Annotated in this window: 4 protein-coding genes; all 4 read right to left on the reverse strand. The window is 66.3% G+C overall.

Features of this window, described 5'->3' with window-relative positions; genetic code table 11:
• Positions 1 to 67: 67 nt before the first annotated feature.
• Positions 68 to 8524: a heme utilization protein gene (locus tag KT882_RS00390; RefSeq protein WP_228894095.1), complete on the reverse strand. Its 8457-nt coding sequence runs from the start codon at positions 8522 to 8524 to the stop codon at positions 68 to 70.
• Positions 8525 to 8914: 390 nt separating this feature from the next.
• A complete protein-coding gene (locus KT882_RS00395; protein WP_161070460.1) occupies positions 8915 to 15985 on the reverse strand; it encodes a heme utilization protein in 7071 nt (2356 codons plus the stop codon).
• 614 nt (positions 15986 to 16599) lie between these two features.
• On the reverse strand, positions 16600 to 17121 hold the full coding sequence (locus KT882_RS00400; RefSeq protein WP_161070459.1) for a thioredoxin family protein: 522 nt from the start codon (positions 17119 to 17121) through the stop codon (positions 16600 to 16602).
• A 1-nt stretch (position 17122) separates the two neighbouring features.
• On the reverse strand, positions 17123 to 17863 hold the full coding sequence (locus KT882_RS00405) for a cytochrome c biogenesis CcdA family protein (protein ID WP_228894096.1): 741 nt from the start codon (positions 17861 to 17863) through the stop codon (positions 17123 to 17125).
• Between the last annotated feature and the right edge of the window lie 149 nt (positions 17864 to 18012).

Genomic DNA, 18012 nt, shown 5'->3' on the forward strand with positions numbered 1-18012 from the left:
ACTGGTCGTCTTGCCGCTTTTGATTTTGAGGAAAGGGAAGAACTCCCCTTTCCGTACTGCGTTTTGCTTACTTCGGCGCTGCCAGGATGCCGCCGTTGCTGCCTGCGCCGTGCAGCGCTTTGAGGCGCAGCTCGTCGGCAGGCGCCGCCTGGGCGGCAGTGGCGTTCAGCTTGCTGGCGTCGAACTGGTTCAGCGCATCGGCCAGCTGCGCCGCACCGGCCGCCACGCCCTGGCCGGCGTCGTCCAGCTTGAGCGCGCCGCCGGTGGCCGGAGCCGCCTCGCCGCCGTAGCCGGCCATCGCCTGCACCAAGCCATTGACGCTGCCGCGCAGGTTCGCCGCCGGCGCCGCCAGGAACCAGACGTCGGCCGCCTGGTGCTGCTGGCCGTCGCTGGTCTCAAACGTCGAGGTCAGGCCGGAGATGTTGCCGTGCTCAATGGCGCTGCCTTTGGCCACGTCCAGGTTCAGCTTGGTGATCTGCAGCTGCGCCAGCGTCTTCAGCTCGTCGGCCTGGCTGACGCCGTCGGCATTGCCGTCGACCCAGACGCGCAGCTTGTCGAAGCTGCTGTCCGCGCCGCTGATCACGCCGTCGCCGTTGCTATCCAGCTCGGCCATGGCAGCGTAGCCGTTGGCGGCGGTGCTGCCGTCAGCCAGCTTGGTCGAGGAGCCGAACAGTTCGCTGCCGTCGTTGATGACGCCGTCGTTGTTGCGGTCCAGGGCCAGCAGGCCGTCGCCCTCGCCCACCCAGCCCGTGTTGACCTTGCTGCCATCCGCGCGCATGTCGAACTGCACGCCTTCGGTGATGCTGCGGGTCTTGATGCCGTTGCCGTCCAGGTCGAGCACGACAGGGGTCAGGCTGATCAGCGAGGCGATCTGCGTGGCGCTCATCGCGCCGACATGGTCGCTGGTCAGCGCATGGATCTGCAGCGTGGTCAGGGCGTGGATCTGGGTCGTGCCCATCGCCTTGATCTGGTCGGTCGTCAGTGCGCGGATCTGCGCGGTGCGCAGGCCGGCCACCTGGGACGTCAGCAGCGCGTTCAGGTCCGACGTCTCCATGGCCGCGATGTTGGTCGTGGTCAGCGCTTGCAGCTGGCTGGTGCGCAGCGCCTGCACTTCGGTGGTCGACAGCGCGCGCACCTGGTCGGTGCCGAAGCCTTGCGCCAGCGCAGCGGTGCTCAGCGCCGCCACTTGCATGGTCGTCAGGCTGGCGACCTGGTCGGTCGTCAGGGCCGCCACTTGCGCGGTCTTCAGGCCGGCGATGCCGGCCGTGGCGATGGCGCGCAGATCGGACGTTTCCAGCGCCGCGATGTTGGCGGTGTTCAGCGCGGCCACTTGCACCGAGTTCAGCACGGCGATCTGGTGGGTACCCAGCGCCACGATCTGGTGGGTACGCAGACCGGCCGAGATATTGGCGGTGCTCAGCGCGGAGATGGCGGAGGTGTTCAGCGACACGATCTGGTCGGTGGTGAGCGCGCCAACCTGCGCCGAACCCAGCGCGGCGATGCCGAGGCTGGCCAGTACCGTCAGATCCGCCGTTTGCATGGCGCGGATGCCGTCGGTGGTCAGGGCCGCGACCTGGTGACTGCCCAGGGTTGCAGCTTGCGACGTGGTCAGGGCCACCACCTGATCCGTGGTCAGCGCGGCGATCTGGCTGCTGCTGAGGCCGCGTACGGCCGTGGTCTGCAGCGCGGCGAGGTCGGAGGTTTCCAGCGCGGCCACGTTGGCGGTGCTCAACGAGGCAAGCTGTGCCGAGCTCAGCACGCCTGCTTCGGCGACCGTCAGTGCTGCGATCTGGCTGGTTTTCAAGCCTTGGGCGATCGCAGCCGTCGTCAGCGCGGCAACTTGCGCGGTCGACAGGTTGGCTACCTGGTCGCTGGTCAGCGCGGCCACTTGCGCGGTCCGCAGGCCGGCGATGGCGGCCGTGGTCAGGCCGCGCAGGTCGTTGGTTTCGATGGCGGCGATGCCCTCGGTGCTCAGCGCAGCCACTTGCAGCGCGCTCAGCGCGGCGAACTGGTGCGAGCCCAGCGCCACGACTTGGTCGGTCTTCAGGCCATTGGCGATGCTGGACGTGCTCAGGGCGCCGACAGCCGCCGAGCTCAGGGACGAAACCTGGTCGGTGGTCAGCGCGCCAACCTGGGTCGATTTCAGGGTCGAGATGATGCTGGTGCCGATCACCGCCAGATCACGCGTTTCAATGGCGCGGATGGCGTCGGTGCCGAAGCCGGCGGCCTGGCTGCTGACCAGGGCGGCCACTTGCGTGGTGCTCAGGGCGACAACCTGGTCGGTGGTCAGCGCGCCTACCTGGCTGCTGCTCAGCGCACGAACTGCTGCGGTGCTCAGTGCGGCCAGATCGGACGTTTCCAGCGCAGCGACGTTGGCGGTGCTCAGCGCGGTAGCCTGGACCGAGCTCAGTGCGCCGGCGCCGGCAACCGTCAGTGCGGCGATCTGATGGGTTTTCAGACCCTGTGCAATCGCTGCCGTGCTCAGCGCGGCGACTTGCACGGACGACAGGTTGGCTACCTGGTCGGTGCTCAGCGCGGCCACTTGCGCGGTGCGCAGGCCGGCGATGGCGGCGGTCGTGAGGCCGCGCAGGTCGTTGGTTTCAATGGCGGCAATGCCGTCGGTGCTCAGCGCCGCCACCTGCAGCGCATTCATCGCGGCGAACTGATGCGACGCCAGCGCGGCGACCTGGTTGGTCTTCAGGCCGTTGGCGATGCCGGTGGTGCTCAGCGCGCCGATGGCGGCCGAGTTCAAGGACGCAACCTGATCGGTCGACAGCGCGGTGATCTGCGTCGAGCTCAGGGTCGAGATGATGCTGGTGCCAATCGCCGCCAGATCACGCGTTTCAATGGCGCGGATGGCGTCGGTGCCCAGGCCGGCAGCCTGGCTGCTCACCAGCGCGGCCACTTGCGTGGTGCTCAGGGCAACAACCTGGTCGGTGGTCAGCGCGCCTACCTGGCTGCTGCTCAGCGCGCGGATGGCGGCGGTTTTCAGCGCGGCCAGATCGGCCGTTTCCAGCGCGGCCACATTGGCGGTGCTCAGGGCGGCGGCTTGGGCGCTGCTCAGGGCGGCGGCGGCGTCGGTGGTCAGCGCTACGACCTGGTGGGTTTTCAGACCTTGCGCAACGGCAGCCGTGGTCAGCGCGGCAACTTGCGTGGCCAACAGGTTAGCCACCTGGTCGGTGGTCAGCACGGCGACTTGCGCGGTGCGCAGGCCGGCGATGGCGGCGGTCGTGAGGCCGCGCAGGTCATTGGTCTCGATGGCGGCGATGCCTTCGGTGCTCAGGGCAGCCACTTGCAGCGCGTTCATCGCGGCGAACTGGTGCGAGCCCAGCGCGACAACCTGGTTGCTCTTCAGGCCATTGGCGATACCTTGGGTGCTCAGCGCGCCGATGGCGGCCGAGTTCAAGGACGCAACCTGATCGGTCGACAGCGCGGTGATCTGCGTCGAGCTCAGGGTCGAGATGATGCTGGTGCCAATCGCCGCCAGATCACGCGTTTCAATGGCGCGGATGGCGTCGGTGCCCAGGCCGGCAGCCTGGCTGCTGACCAGCGCGGCCACTTGCGTGGTGCTCAGGGCGACAACCTGGTCGGTGGTCAGCGCGCCAACCTGGCTGCTGCTCAGGGCGCGGATGGCGGCGGTTTTCAGTGCGGCCAGATCAGCCGTTTCCAGCGCGGCCACGTTGGCGGTGCTCAACGCGGCGGCTTGCGCGCTGCTCAGGGCGGCGGCGGCGTCGGTGGTCAGCGCTACGATCTGGTGGGTTTTCAGACCTTGCGCAACGGCAGCCGTGGTCAGCGCGGCAACTTGCGTGGCCGACAGGTTGGCCACCTGGTCGGTGGTCAGCACGGCGACTTGCGCGGTGCGCAGGCCGGCGATGGCGGCGGTCGTGAGGCCGCGCAGGTCATTGGTCTCGATGGCGGCGATGCCTTCGGTGCTCAGGGCAGCCACTTGCAGCGCGTTCATCGCGGCGAACTGGTGCGAGCCCAGTGCGACAACCTGGTTGCTCTTCAGGCCATTGGCGATACCTTGGGTGCTCAGCGCCCCGATGGCGGCCGAGTTCAAGGACGCAACCTGGTCGGTCGACAGCGCGGTGATCTGCGTCGAGCTCAAGGTCGAGATGATGCTGGTGCCGATGGCCGCCAGGTCACGCGTTTCAATGGCGCGGATGGCGTCGGTGCCCAGGCCGGCGGCCTGGCTGCTGACCAGGGCGGCCACTTGCGTGGTGCTCAGGGCAACAACCTGGTCGGTGGTCAGCGCGCCAACCTGGCTGCTGCTCAGGGCGCGGATGGCGGCGGTTTTCAGCGCAGCCAGATCAGCCGTTTCCAGCGCGGCCACGTTGGCGGTGCTCAGGGCGGCGGCTTGCGCGCTGCTCAGGGCGGCGGCGGCGTCGGTGGTCAGCGCTACGACCTGGTGGGTTTTCAGACCTTGTGCAACGGCAGCCGTAGTCAACGCGGCAACTTGCGTGGCCGACAGGTTGGCCACCTGGTCGGTGGTCAGCACGGCGACTTGCGCGGTGCGCAGGCCGGCGATGGCGGCGGTCGTGAGGCCGCGCAGGTCATTGGTCTCGATGGCGGCGATGCCTTCGGTGCTCAGGGCAGCCACTTGCAGCGCGTTCATCGCGGCGAACTGGTGCGATCCCAGCGCGACAACCTGATTGCTCTTCAGGCCGTTGGCGATGCCAGAGGTGCTCAACGCGCCGATGGCGGCCGAGTTCAAGGACGCAACCTGGTCGGTCGACAGCGCGGTGATCTGCGTCGAGCTCAGGGTCGAGATGATGCTGGTGCCAATCGCCGCCAGATCACGCGTTTCAATTGCGCGGATGGCGTCGGTGCCCAGGCCGGCAGCCTGGCTGCTGACCAGGGCAGCCACTTGCGTGGTGCTCAGGGCGACAACCTGGTCGGTGGTCAGCGCGCCAACCTGGCTGCTGCTCAGGGCGCGGATGGCGGCGGTTTTCAGCGCAGCCAGATCAGCCGTTTCCAGCGCGGCCACGTTGGCGGTGCTCAGGGCGGCGGCTTGCGCGCTGCTCAGGGCGGCGGCGGCGTCGGTGGTCAGCGCTACGATCTGGTGGGTTTTCAGACCTTGCGCAACGGCAGCCGTGGTCAGCGCGGCAACTTGCGTGGCCGACAGGTTGGCCACCTGGTCGGTGGTCAGCACGGCGACTTGCGCGGTGCGCAGGCCGGCGATGGCGGCGGTCGTGAGGCCGCGCAGGTCATTGGTCTCGATGGCGGCGATGCCTTCGGTGCTCAGGGCAGCCACTTGCAGCGCGTTCATCGCGGCGAACTGGTGCGAGCCCAGCGCGACAACCTGGTTGCTCTTCAGGCCGTTGGCGATACCTTGGGTGCTCAGCGCGCCGATGGCGGCCGAGTTCAAGGACGCAACCTGGTCGGTCGACAGCGCGGTGATCTGCGTCGAGCTCAGGGTCGAGATGATGCTGGTGCCAATCGCTGCCAGGTCACGCGTTTCAATGGCGCGGATGGCGTCGGTGCCCAGGCCGGCAGCCTGGCTGCTGACCAGCGCGGCCACTTGCGTGGTGCTCAGGGCGACAACCTGGTCGGTGGTCAGCGCGCCAACCTGGCTGCTGCTCAGGGCGCGGATGGCGGCGGTTTTCAGCGCGGCCAGATCGGCCGTTTCCAGCGCGGCCACATTGGCGGTGCTCAACGCGGCGGCCTGCGCGCTGCTCAGGGCGGCGGCGGCGTCGGTGGTCAGCGCTACGATCTGGTGGGTTTTCAGACCTTGCGCAACGGCGGCCGTGGTCAGCGCGGCAACTTGCGTGGCCGACAGGTTGGCCACCTGGTCGGTGGTCAGCACGGCGACTTGCGCGGTGCGCAGGCCGGCGATGGCGGCGGTCGTGAGGCCGCGCAGGTCATTGGTCTCGATGGCGGCGATGCCTTCGGTGCTCAGGGCAGCCACTTGCAGCGCGTTCATCGCGGCGAACTGGTGCGAGCCCAGTGCGACAACCTGATTGCTCTTCAGGCCGTTGGCGATGCCAGAGGTGCTCAACGCGCCGATGGCGGCCGAGTTCAAGGACGCAACCTGGTCGGTCGACAGCGCGGTGATCTGCGTCGAGCTCAGGGTCGAGATGATGCTGGTGCCAATCGCCGCCAGATCACGCGTTTCAATTGCGCGGATGGCGTCGGTGCCCAGGCCGGCAGCCTGGCTGCTGACCAGGGCAGCCACTTGCGTGGTGCTCAGGGCGACAACCTGGTCGGTGGTCAGTGCGCCAACCTGGCTGCTGCTCAGGGCGCGGATGGCGGCGGTTTTCAGCGCAGCCAGATCGGCCGTTTCCAGCGCGGCCACGTTGGCGGTGCTCAGGGCGGCGGCTTGCGCGCTGCTCAGGGCGGCGGCGGCGTCGGTGGTCAGCGCTACGACCTGGTGGGTTTTCAGACCTTGCGCAACGGCGGCCGTGGTCAGCGCGGCAACTTGCGTGGCCGACAGGTTGGCCACCTGGTCGGTGGTCAGCACGGCGACTTGCGCGGTGCGCAGGCCGGCGATGGCGGCGGTCGTGAGGCCGCGCAGGTCATTGGTCTCGATGGCGGCGATGCCTTCGGTGCTCAGGGCAGCCACTTGCAGCGCGTTCATCGCGGCGAACTGGTGCGAGCCCAGCGCGACAACCTGGTTGCTCTTCAGGCCGTTGGCGATACCTTGGGTGCTCAGCGCCCCGATGGCGGCCGAGTTCAAGGACGCAACCTGGTCGGTCGACAGCGCGGTGATCTGCGTCGAGCTCAGCGTGGAGATGATGCCGGTGCCAATCGCTGCCAGGTCACGCGTTTCGATAGCGCGGATGGCGTCGGTGCCCAGGCCGGCAGCCTGGCTGCTCACCAGGGCAGCCACTTGCGTGGTGCTCAGGGCAACAACCTGGTCGGTGGTCAGCGCGCCAACCTGGCTGCTGCTCAGCGCGCGGATGGCGGCGGTTTTCAGCGCAGCCAGATCAGCCGTTTCCAGCGCGGCCACGTTGGCGGTGCTCAACGCGGCGGCTTGCGCGCTGCTCAGGGCGGCGGCGGCGTCGGTGGTCAGCGCTACGATCTGGTGGGTTTTCAGACCTTGCGCAACGGCAGCCGTGGTCAGCGCGGCAACTTGCGTGGCCGACAGGTTGGCCACCTGGTCGGTGGTCAGCACGGCGACTTGCGCGGTGCGCAGGCCGGCGATGGCGGCGGTCGTGAGGCCGCGCAGGTCATTGGTCTCGATAGCGGCAATGCCTTCGGTGCTCAGGGCAGCCACTTGCAGCGCGTTCATCGCGGCGAACTGGTGCGAGCCCAGTGCGACAACCTGGTTGCTCTTCAGGCCATTGGCGATACCTTGGGTGCTCAGCGCCCCGATGGCGGCCGAGTTCAAGGACGCAACCTGGTCGGTCGACAGCGCGGTGATCTGCGTCGAGCTCAGGGTCGAGATGATGCTGGTGCCAATCGCCGCCAGGTCACGCGTTTCGATGGCGCGGATGGCGTCGGTGCCCAGGCCGACAGTTTGGCTGCTGACCAGGGCAGCCACTTGCGTGGTGCTCAGGGCGACAATCTGGTCGGTGGTCAGTGCGCCAACCTGGCTGCTGCTCAGCGCGCGGATGGCGGCGGTTTTCAGCGCGGCCAGATCAGCCGTTTCCAGCGCGGCGACGTTGGCGGTGCTCAGGGCGGCGACTTGGGCGCTGCTCAGGGCGGCGGCGGCGTCGGTGGTCAGCGCTACGATCTGGTGGGTTTTCAGACCTTGTGCAACGGCAGCCGTAGTCAACGCGGCAACTTGCGTGGCCGACAGGTTGGCCACCTGGTCGGTAGTCAGCACGGCGACTTGCGCGGTGCGCAGGCCGGCGATGGCGGCGGTCGTGAGGCCGCGCAGGTCGTTGGTTTCAATGGCGGCAATGCCGTCGGTGCTCAGCGCCGCCACCTGCAGCGCATTCATCGCGGCGAACTGATGCGACGCCAGCGCAACGACCTGGTTGGTTTTCAGGCCGTTGGCGATGCTCAGCGTGCTCAGGGCGCCGACAGCAGCCGTGTTCAGGGACGCAACCTGGTCGGTGGTCAGTGCGCCAACCTGGGTCGAGCTCAGCGTCGAGATGATGCTGGTGCCGATGGCGGCCAGGTCACGCGTTTCGATGGCGCGGATGGCGTCCGTGCCCAAGCCGACAGCCTGGCTGGTCACCAGGGCAGCCACTTGCGTGGTACTCAGGGCGACAACCTGGTCGGTGGTCAGCGCGCCAACCTGGGCGCTGCTCAGGGCGCGCACGGCAGCGGTGCTCAGCACGGCCAGATCGGAAGTTTCCAGCGCCGCGACGCTGGCGGTGCTCAGCGCGCCGGCTTGAGCCGAGCTCAGCGCACGAGCGGCATCGGTGGTCAAAGCCACCACTTGCTGGGTTTTCAGGGCACTGACCTGGGCGGTGGTCAAGCCGAGGATGGCACTCGTTTTCAACACGGCAACGTCATCCGTGGAGAGTGCCGCGACGCTGGCTGTGGTCAGGGCGCCAAGCTGGGAGGAACTCAGCACCGCTGCCTGGTTGCTGTTCAGACCGGCCACCTGGGTGGTGCCCAGGGCACGCAGCATCGCGGTGCTAAAGAAGGGGATATGGGCCGATGTAAAGGCACCGAACTGCGCAGAAGTCAGCGCTGAGATGTCCTCGGAAGGAATCGTACCGATCTGATCGGTGCCCAGACCGGCGATTTGATCGGTATTTAATAGATTGATAAAGCCCATTCCCACTCTCCTTGTATTGCGCTGTAGACAAAAACAGGCGCTTACAAGGCAGAGCCTGTAGCACCAGCGTTTTTATTTGTGTTGTTCTGTGGCGGTGGCCACGGCTATGCAAAAAACCAGTTGTTACATGATTATAAATGAGCTACTTGCTGCCTAGAAGCAATTGATTAACAGCTGTTGCTTTTAGGATAGCGAAAAAAAAAGCGGCAAGACCGAAGTCTTGCCGCTCTCAGATCTTACTTACTTCGGTGCTGCCAGGAAGCCCTGGCCGGTGCCGTGCAGCGCTTTGAGGCGCAGATCTTCACCAGCCGGCGCCAGTCCTGCGGCTCCGTTCAGCTTGGTCGCGTCGAACTGTTTCAGCGCGTCGGCCAGGTTGGCAACGCTGCTGGCCACGTTCTGGCTGCCGCCATCCAGTTTCAGCGTGCCGCCCGTTGCCGGTGCGTCGCTGCTGCTGAAGGAAGACATCGCTTGCACCAGGCCGTTGACGCTGCCGCGCAGATCCGCCGCGCCCGGCGCCACGTTGCTGCCGGCGAACCAGACGTCGGCTGCGGCGTGGCTCTGGCCGTCGGCGGTTTCGTAGGTCGAGGTCAGACCGACGATGTTGCCGTTGTTCAGAGACACATCCTGCTTGGCGCCCAGGTTCAGCTTGGTGATGTTCAGCTCGGCCAGCGATTTCAGCTCGCTTGCCTGGCTGACGCCGTCCGCATTGCCATCCACCCAGACGCGCAGGTCGCCGAAGGCACTGTCAGCACTGGTCAGCGCGCCATCCTTGTTGCTATCCAGTTCAGCCATCGCTTCGTAGCCGGTCTTCGCCTTCTGGCCGTTGGCCAGCGTGGTGCCTGCGCCGAACAGCTCGGTGCCGTCGTTGATCATGCCGTCGCCGTTGCGGTCCAGGGCCAGCAGGCCGTCGTTGCCGCGTACCCAGCCGGTATTGACCGCGGTGCCGGTGCCCAGCACATCGAACTTGACGCCGTCGCCAAACGCCAGGGTGTCGATGCCGTTACCGTCCAGATCCAGCACGATAGGCGTGTAGAACGGGCTGACGAAGGCGTTGATCTGGTCGGTGGTCATGGCCTGGATCTGGTTCGAGGTCAGGGCGCAGACTTGCGAGCTGGTCAGCGTGTGAACCTGGGTCGTCGTCAGGCTGCGCAGCTGGTCGGTCGACATGGCGCGGATGGCCGCCGTGCGCAGGGCACGCATGTCGTTCGTTTCCAGCGAAGCCACCTGGTCGGTCGACAGACCGGCGATCTGCGTGCTGATCAGCGCGCTGAACTGGCCGGTGGTCATCGCCACCAGCTGGTCGGTCGTCAGCGCGGCGATGTGGCTGGAGTTCAGCGCCGAGATCGAAGCCGATTTCAGCACGGCCAGATCGTTGGTCTCCATGGCCTTGATGCCGTCGGTGGTCAGCGCCGCAGCTTGCGCGCTGTTCAGCGCGGCAACCTGGCTGGTGCCCAGGCCCACCACTTGATCCGTGGTCAGCACAGCGATCTGCGCGGTTTTCAGGCCGGCGATCGCTACCGTGCGCAGCGCAGCCAGATCTTCGGTCTGCAGGGCGGCGATGGCGTCGGTGGTGAAGGCAGCCACCTGGCTCGAGCTCAGTGCCGATGCTTGCACGCTGTTCAGAGCGACCACTTGGTCGGTGCTCAGCGCGGCGGCGATGGCGCTGGTGGTCAGGGCGGCGACCTGGCTGCTGGTCAGGTTGTTGACCTGGTCAGTCGTCAGGGCGGCAACCTGATTGGTTTTCAGCGCGGCGATCACGGTCGATTTCAGGCCGACGATGTCGTTGGTCTCGATGGCTTTGATCGAATCGGTCGTCAGCGCCACAAACTGGGTGGTGGTGAACGCGCCGAACTGGGCCGAGTTCATGGCCACGATCTGGTCGGTGGTCAGGCCCGAAGCGATCTGCGTGGTGCTCAGGGCGCTGAACTGGCCGGAGGACATGGCGCCGATCTGGTCGGTCGTCAGCACCGAGATCTGGTCGGTTTTCAGGCCGGCGATGGCAGCCGATTTCAGCGCGGCCAGGTCGTTGGTCTCCATGGCCTTGATGCCGTCGGTGGTCAGGGCGCCAGCTTGGGCGCTGGTCAGCGCGGCAACCTGATTGGTGCCCAGGCCAACCACCTGGTCGGTGGTCAGCGCAGCCATTTGCGCGGTTTTCAGGCCGGCGATGGCCGAGGTTTTCAGCGCGGCCAGGTCTTCGGTCTGCAGAGCCTTGATCGCGTCGGTGGTGAAGGCGGCCACCTGGCTCGAGCTCAGCGCCGAGGCTTGCAGGCTGTTCAGCGCCACAACCTGGTCGGTGCTCAGGGACGCGGCGATCGCGCTGGTGGTCAGGGCGGCGACCTGGCTGCTGGTCAGGTTGTTGACCTGGTCCGTCGTCAGGGCGGCGATCTGGTTGGTTTTCAGCGCGGCGATCACGGTCGATTTCAGGCCGACGATGTCGTTGGTCTCGATGGCTTTGATCGAGTCGGTCGACAGCGCGCCGAACTGGGTGGTGGTGAACGCGCCGAACTGGGCCGAGTTCATGGCCACGATCTGGTCGGTCGTCAGGCCCGAAGCGATCTGGGTGGTGCTCAGGGCGCTGAACTGGCCGGAGGTCATGGCGCCGATCTGGTCGGTCGTCAGCACCGAGATCTGGTCGGTTTTCAGGCCGGCGATGGCAGCCGACTTCAGCGCGGCCAGATCGTTGGTCTCCATGGCCTTGATGCCGTCGGTGGTCAGCGCGCCAGCCTGGGCGCTGGTCAGCGCGGCAACCTGGTTGGTACCCAGGCCAACCACCTGGTCGGTGGTCAGCGCGGCCACTTGCGCGGTCTTCAGGCCGGCGATGGCGGCGGTTTTCAGCGCGGCCAGGTCTTCGGTCTGCAGAGCCTTGATCGCGTCGGTGGTGAAGGCAGCCACTTGCAGCGAGCTCAGGGCCGATGCTTGTACGCTGTTCAGGGCCACGACCTGGTCGGTGCTCAGCGCGGTGGCGATGGCGGTGGTGGTCAGCGCGGCGACCTGGCTGCTCGTCAGGCTGTTCACCTGGTCGGTCGTCAGGGCGGCGATCTGGTTGGTTTTCAGCGCGGCGATCACGGTCGATTTCAGGCCGACGATGTCGTTGGTCTCGATGGCTTTGATCGAGTCGGTCGACAGCGCGTTGAACTGGCTGGTGGTGAACGCGCCGAACTGGGCCGAGTTCATGGCCACGATCTGGTCGGTGTTCAGGCCGGCGGCGATCTGGGTGGTGCTCAGGGCGCTGAACTGGCCGGAGGACATGGCGCCGATCTGGTCGGTGGTCAGCACCGAGATCTGGGCAGTGTTCAGGCCGGCGATGGCAGCCGACTTCAGCACGGCCAGGTCATTGGTCTCCATGGCCTTGATGCCGTCGGTGGTCAGCGCGCCAGCCTGGGCGCTGGTCAGCGCGGCAACCTGGTTGGTGCCCAGGCCCACGACCTGGTCAGTGCTCAGCGCGGCCACTTGCGCTGTTTTCAGGCCGGCGATGGCGGCGGTTTTCAGCGCGGCCAGGTCTTCGGTCTGCAGGGCGGCGATGGCGTCGGTGGTGAAGGCGGCAACCTGGCTCGAGCTCAGCGCCGATGCTTGCACGCTGTTCAGGGCGACAACCTGGTCGGTGCTCAGCGCGGTGGCGATGGCGGTGGTGGTCAGCGCGGCGACCTGGCTGCTGGTCAGGCTGTTCACCTGGTCGGTCGTCAGGGCGGCGATCTGGTTGGTTTTCAGCGCGGCGATCACGGTCGATTTCAGGCCGACGATGTCGTTGGTCTCGATGGCTTTGATCGAGTCGGTCGACAGGGCGTTGAACTGGCTGGTGGTGAACGCGCCGAACTGGGCCGAGTTCATGGCCACGATCTGGTCGGTGTTCAGGCCGGCGGCGATCTGGGTGGTGCTCAGGGCGCTGAACTGGCCGGAGGACATAGCGCCGATCTGGTCGGTGGTCAGCACCGAGATCTGGGCCGTGTTCAGGCCGGCGATGGCAGCCGACTTCAGGGCGGCCAGGTCGTTGGTCTCCATGGCCTTGATGCCGTCGGTGGTCAGCGCGCCAGCCTGGGCGCTGGTCAGCGCGGCAACCTGGTTGGTGCCCAAGCCCACGACCTGATCAGTGCTCAGCGCGGCCACTTGCGCGGTTTTCAGGCCGGCGATGGCGGCGGTTTTCAGCGCGGCCAGATCTTCGGTCTGCAGGGCGGCGATGGCATCGGTGGTGAAGGCGGCAACCTGGCTCGAGCTCAGCGCCGATGCTTGCACGCTGTTCAGGGCGACGACCTGGTCGGTGCTCAGCGCGGTGGCGATGGCGGTGGTGGTCAGGGCGGCGACCTGGCTGCTGGTCAGGCTGTTCACCTGGTCGGTCGTCAGGGCGGCGATCTGGTTGGTTTTCAGCGCGGCGATCACGGTCGATTTCAGGCCGACGATGTCGTTGGTCTCGATGGCTTTGATCGAGTCGGTCGACAGCGCGCCGAACTGGGTGGTGGTGAACGCGCCGAACTGGGCGGAGTTCATGGCCACGATCTGGTCGGTGGTCAGGCCGGCGCCGATCTGGGTGACGCTCAGGGCGCTGAACTGGCCGGAGGACATGGCGCCGATCTGGTCGGTCGTCAGCACCGAGATCTGGGCAGTGCTCAGGCCAGCGATGGCGGCTGATTTCAGCACGGCCAGGTCGTTGGTCTCCATGGCCTTGATGCCGTCGGTGGTCAGCGCGCCAGCCTGGGCGCTGGTCAGCGCGGCAACCTGGTTGGTGCCCAGGCCCACCACCTGGTCGGTGCTCAGTGCGGCCATTTGCGCAGTCTTCAGGCCGGCGATGGCCGACGTTTTCAGCGCGGCCAGGTCTTCGGTCTGCAGGGCGGCGATGGCGTCGGTGGTGAAGGCAGCCACTTGCAGCGAGCTCAGCGCCGATGCTTGCACGCTGTTCAGCGCCACGACCTGGTCGGTGCTCAGCGCGCTGGCGATGGCGGTGGTGGTCAGGGCGGCGACCTGGCTGCTGGTCAGGTTGTTGACCTGGTCCGTCGTCAGGGCGGCGACCTGGTTGGTCTTCAGCGCGGCGATCACGGTCGATTTCAGGCCGACGATGTCGTTGGTCTCGATGGCTTTGATCGAGTCGGTCGACAGGGCGCTGAACTGGGTGGTGGTGAACGCGCCGAACTGGGCCGAGTTCATGGCCACGATCTGGTCGGTGGTCAGGCCCGCAGCGATCTGGGTGGTGCTCAGGGCGCTGAACTGGCCGGAGGACATGGCGCCGATCTGGTCGGTGGTCAGCACCGAGATCTGGGCAGTGTTCAGGCCGGCGATGGCAGCCGATTTCAGCACGGCCAGGTCATTGGTCTCCATGGCCTTGATGCCGTCGGTGGTCAGCGCGCCAGCCTGGGTGCTGGTCAGCGCGGCAACCTGGTTGGTGCCCAGGCCCACCACCTGGTCGGTGGTCAGCGCGGCCATTTGCGACGACTTCAGGCCGGCGATGGCCGACGTTTTCAGCGCGGCCAGGTCTTCGGTCTGCAGCGCGGCAATGGCGTCGGTGGTGAAGGCAGCCACTTGCAGCGAGCTCAGGGCCGATGCTTGTACGCTGTTCAGGGCAACCACCTGGTCGGTGCTCAGCGCGGTGGCGATGGCGGTGGTGGTCAGCGCTGCGACCTGGCTGCTGGTCAGGCTGTTCACCTGGTCGGTCGTCAGGGCGGCGATCTGGTTGGTTTTCAGCGCGGCGATCACGGTCGATTTCAGGCCGACGATGTCGTTGGTCTCGATGGCTTTGATCGAGTCGGTCGACAGGGCGTTGAACTGGGTGGTGGTGAACGCGCCGAACTGGGCGGAGTTCATGGCCACGATCTGGTCGGTGGTCAGGCCGGCGCCGATCTGGGTGACGCTCAGGGCGGCAAACTGGCCGGAGGTCATGGCGCCGATCTGGTCGGTGGTCAGCACCGAAATCTGGGCGGTGCTCAGGCCGGCGATGGCAGCCGATTTCAGCACGGCCAGGTCACTGGTCTCCATGGCCTTGATGCCGTCGGTGGTCAGGGCGCCAGCTTGGGCGCTGGTCAGCGCGGCAACCTGGTTGGTACCCAGGCCAACAACCTGGTCGGTGGTCAGTGCGGCCACTTGCGCGGTGCGCAGGCCGGCGATGGCGGCGGTCTTCAGCGCGGCCAGGTCTTCGGTTTGCAGCGCGGCGATGCCGTCGGTGGTGAAGGCGGCCACCTGGCTCGAGCTCAGGGCGCCGGCTTGCTGGCTATTCAGGGCGACAACCTGGTCGGTACTCAGCGCGGTCGCGATGGCGGTGGTCGTCAGCGCGGCAACCTGGCTGCTCGACAGGTTGTTGACCTGGTCGGTGGTCAGGGCGGCGATCTGGTTGGTTTTCAGGGCGGCGATCACGGTCGACTTCAGGGCCACCAGATCATTGGTTTCGATGGCCTTGATGGCGTCGGTGGTGAAGGCGGCGACCTGGGCGGTGCTCAGCACGCCGATCTGCGCCGAGTTCATGGCGACAACCTGGTCGGTCGTCAGGCCGGCGCCGATCTGGGTGACGCTCAGCGCGGCGAACTGGCCGGTGGTCATGGCGCCGATCTGGTCGGTCGTCAGCGCAGCGATCTGGGCGGTGTTCAAGCCGGCGAGGGCGGACGACTTCAGGGCGGCCAGGTCGCTGGTTTCCATGGCTTTGATGCCATCGGTGGTCAGCGCGCCGGCTTGGGCGCTGGTCAGCGCGGCAACCTGGTTGGTGCCCAGGCCGACGACCTGGTCGGTGGTCAGCGCGGCCAGCTGAGTGGACTTCAGGCCGGCGATGGCGACGGTGCGCAGCGCGGCCAGGTCTTCGGTCTGCATGGCGGCGATGCCGTCGGTGCTGAAGGCAGCGACTTGAGCCGAGCTCAGCACGGCGGTATGGTTGGTGCCCAGGGCGACGATCTGGTCGGTCGTCAGGCCGGCGGCGATCGCGTTGGTGGTCAGCGCGGCGGCCTGGCCGCTGGTCAGCGCGCCGATCTGGTCGGAGCCCAGCACCGCGACTTGGTTCGTTTTCAGTGCAGCAATGGAGGCGGTCTTCAGCGCGGCGATGTCGTTGGACTCGATGGCTTTCATCGCGTCGGTCGACAGCGCGGCGACCTGGCCGCTGGTCAGGGAAGCGAACTGCGCGGACGTCAGCGCAACGGTCTGGTCCGTGGTCAGCGCGCCGGCCAGCTGGCTGGTGGTGAACGACGGAATTTGGGCGCTGGTGAACACGCCCATCTGGTCGGTCGTCAGCGCCCGGAACTGGTCGGAGGAAAGGCCAGCGATATCAGCTGTCGCCAGACCCGCAATCTGCGCGGTCGAAAGTGAGGCAATTTGGTCTGTGGACAAGCTGGTTACGATACTCATTTCCATTCTCCTTGGGGCACTACTCGAATCTGACTGGGCACGAACTGGAGCCTGTGGGCTATTCCCGGGGCTCCAATCGCTAATCTGTGGCACAGCGCCCTATAAAAAGAGCGCGCTTTTCATTCTTAACGTCAACAGTTCGCTTAACTTTAGTAAACAAAAGTGACAGGAATGTTACTTACCGGTCAACTTTTACTCGCCGTCATCGAACTGACGCAACACCGCAACGCAAAACTACGCTTCGTTACAAAGCGACCGCAGCGGTGCTTTCATTAAGTAAACTTGTTAACTTGGGGCAATTTCATAGGGAGGCTGCTACTCCCCCTCTCTGATGCCGCCAGAAATGCAGGCAGCAAATAGACATTACCGGCAAGTATAGCGGATTTACTTGCCATGCAGCACTTATTTAATTTCCTGTCGCCATCAAACAACTCGAGTAAACGACAACTTTTCCATAGTGAAAAGACAAGCACACAAGCTTTATTCTAGGGCGGCAAGGAGGATGCCTATCTGACAAACAAGCTGATTTCCTGCTATCAATTCACTGACTGCGGGACGAAAAAAAGCCCGGCGCAGCGGCCGGGCTTGTCCTGAACACAGGCAAGCTTGCCTGTTCAACCTTTTTGCGCCAGCAGCGCCTGGATCGCCGCCTCGGTCTGGCCGTACTGCCCCTCGCCGAAGTGGGTATAGACCACCTTGCCGTTGCGGTCGATCAAATACAGCGCCGGCCAGTACTGGTTGCGGTAGGCGCTCCAGGTGGCGTAGCGGTTGTCCTGCGCCACCGGATAGCGGATATCGAAGCGCTTGATGGCGGTCTGCACATTGGCGGTGCTGCGCTCGAAGGGGAATTCGGGCGTGTGCACCCCGACCACCACCAGGCCCTGGTCCTTATACTTCTCGTACCAGGACTTGACGTGCGGCAGCACGTTGATGCAATTAATGCACGTGTAGGTCCAGAAATCCACCAGCACCACCTTGCCGCGCAGCTGCTGCACGGTGAGCGGCTCGCTGTTCAGCCATTTCTCGATGCCGGTGAACTCCGGCGCGGCGGCCGGGTTCTTCAACGGACCGGCGGCGGCCAGGCCGGAGGCCAGGGCCAGGGCGGCGGCGGCCGCAGCTGTGCGTGTCAAAAACATATCAGAGTCCTTTCAGGGAGGGGAAGAAGGCAGCCAGCCTGGAATAGGCCAGGATGTCGTACTGCATATATATAGCGAAGGCGGTGGCCATCACGAGCACGCCGAACACCTGCTGCAGGCGCCCGGCATGGCGCGCCAGCACGCGCACCCGCGCGCCGGCGTACTGGCCGCCGTACAGGATGGCCAGCATGGGTATGGCGGCGCCGGCGGCGTACAGCGTGATCAGCAGCGCCGACCGGCCCAGGTCTTGCGCCTTCACCACCAGCGCCAGGATGGAGGCCAGCACGGGACCGGCGCACGGCGTCCACACCGCGCCCAGCGACATGCCCAGCACAAAGCCGCCCAGGTTGCCGCCCCGCGCGCCGGCCGGCCCCGCGCCGCCGCCCATGCCGGGCAGGGCCCGCTGCACCCCGGCCACCAGCCAGTCATAGGGACGGGGCCACAGGCGCAGCAGGCCGGACAGCGCCAGCAGCGCGATGGCGGCGTTGCGCAGCGCCTCCTGCGCCGCCTGCACCACGGACGACACCGCGCCCAGCAGCATGGCGAAGGACGCGAACGTGAGGATGAAGCCGGCGATGATGTACAGCGGCCGGCGGCGGTCCAGGCCGGCCGGCTGGCCGGCGCCGCCTGCGGTGGCCGCGGCGCTGCCCAGCAGGATGGGCATCACCGGCAGCACGCACGGCGAGGCGATGGTGAAGACGCCGGCCAGCAGGGCCAGCAGCGTTTCGAGCAGGTTGTGCATGGGGCGCTCCGCCTAACAGGATAAAAGAAGGATAGAAGACGCCATTGGACCGCGCCCAGGTATCCCGCTTGTGTCGGCCGAACGGCGGCGCTGCAATGTAGTGTGTATGCCGGCGCGGGGGATACATGGGGATACAAACATGCAAATGC

Source organism: Pseudoduganella aquatica (assembly GCF_020865585.1).
GTDB classification, from domain to species: domain Bacteria; phylum Pseudomonadota; class Gammaproteobacteria; order Burkholderiales; family Burkholderiaceae_D; genus Rugamonas; species Rugamonas aquatica_A.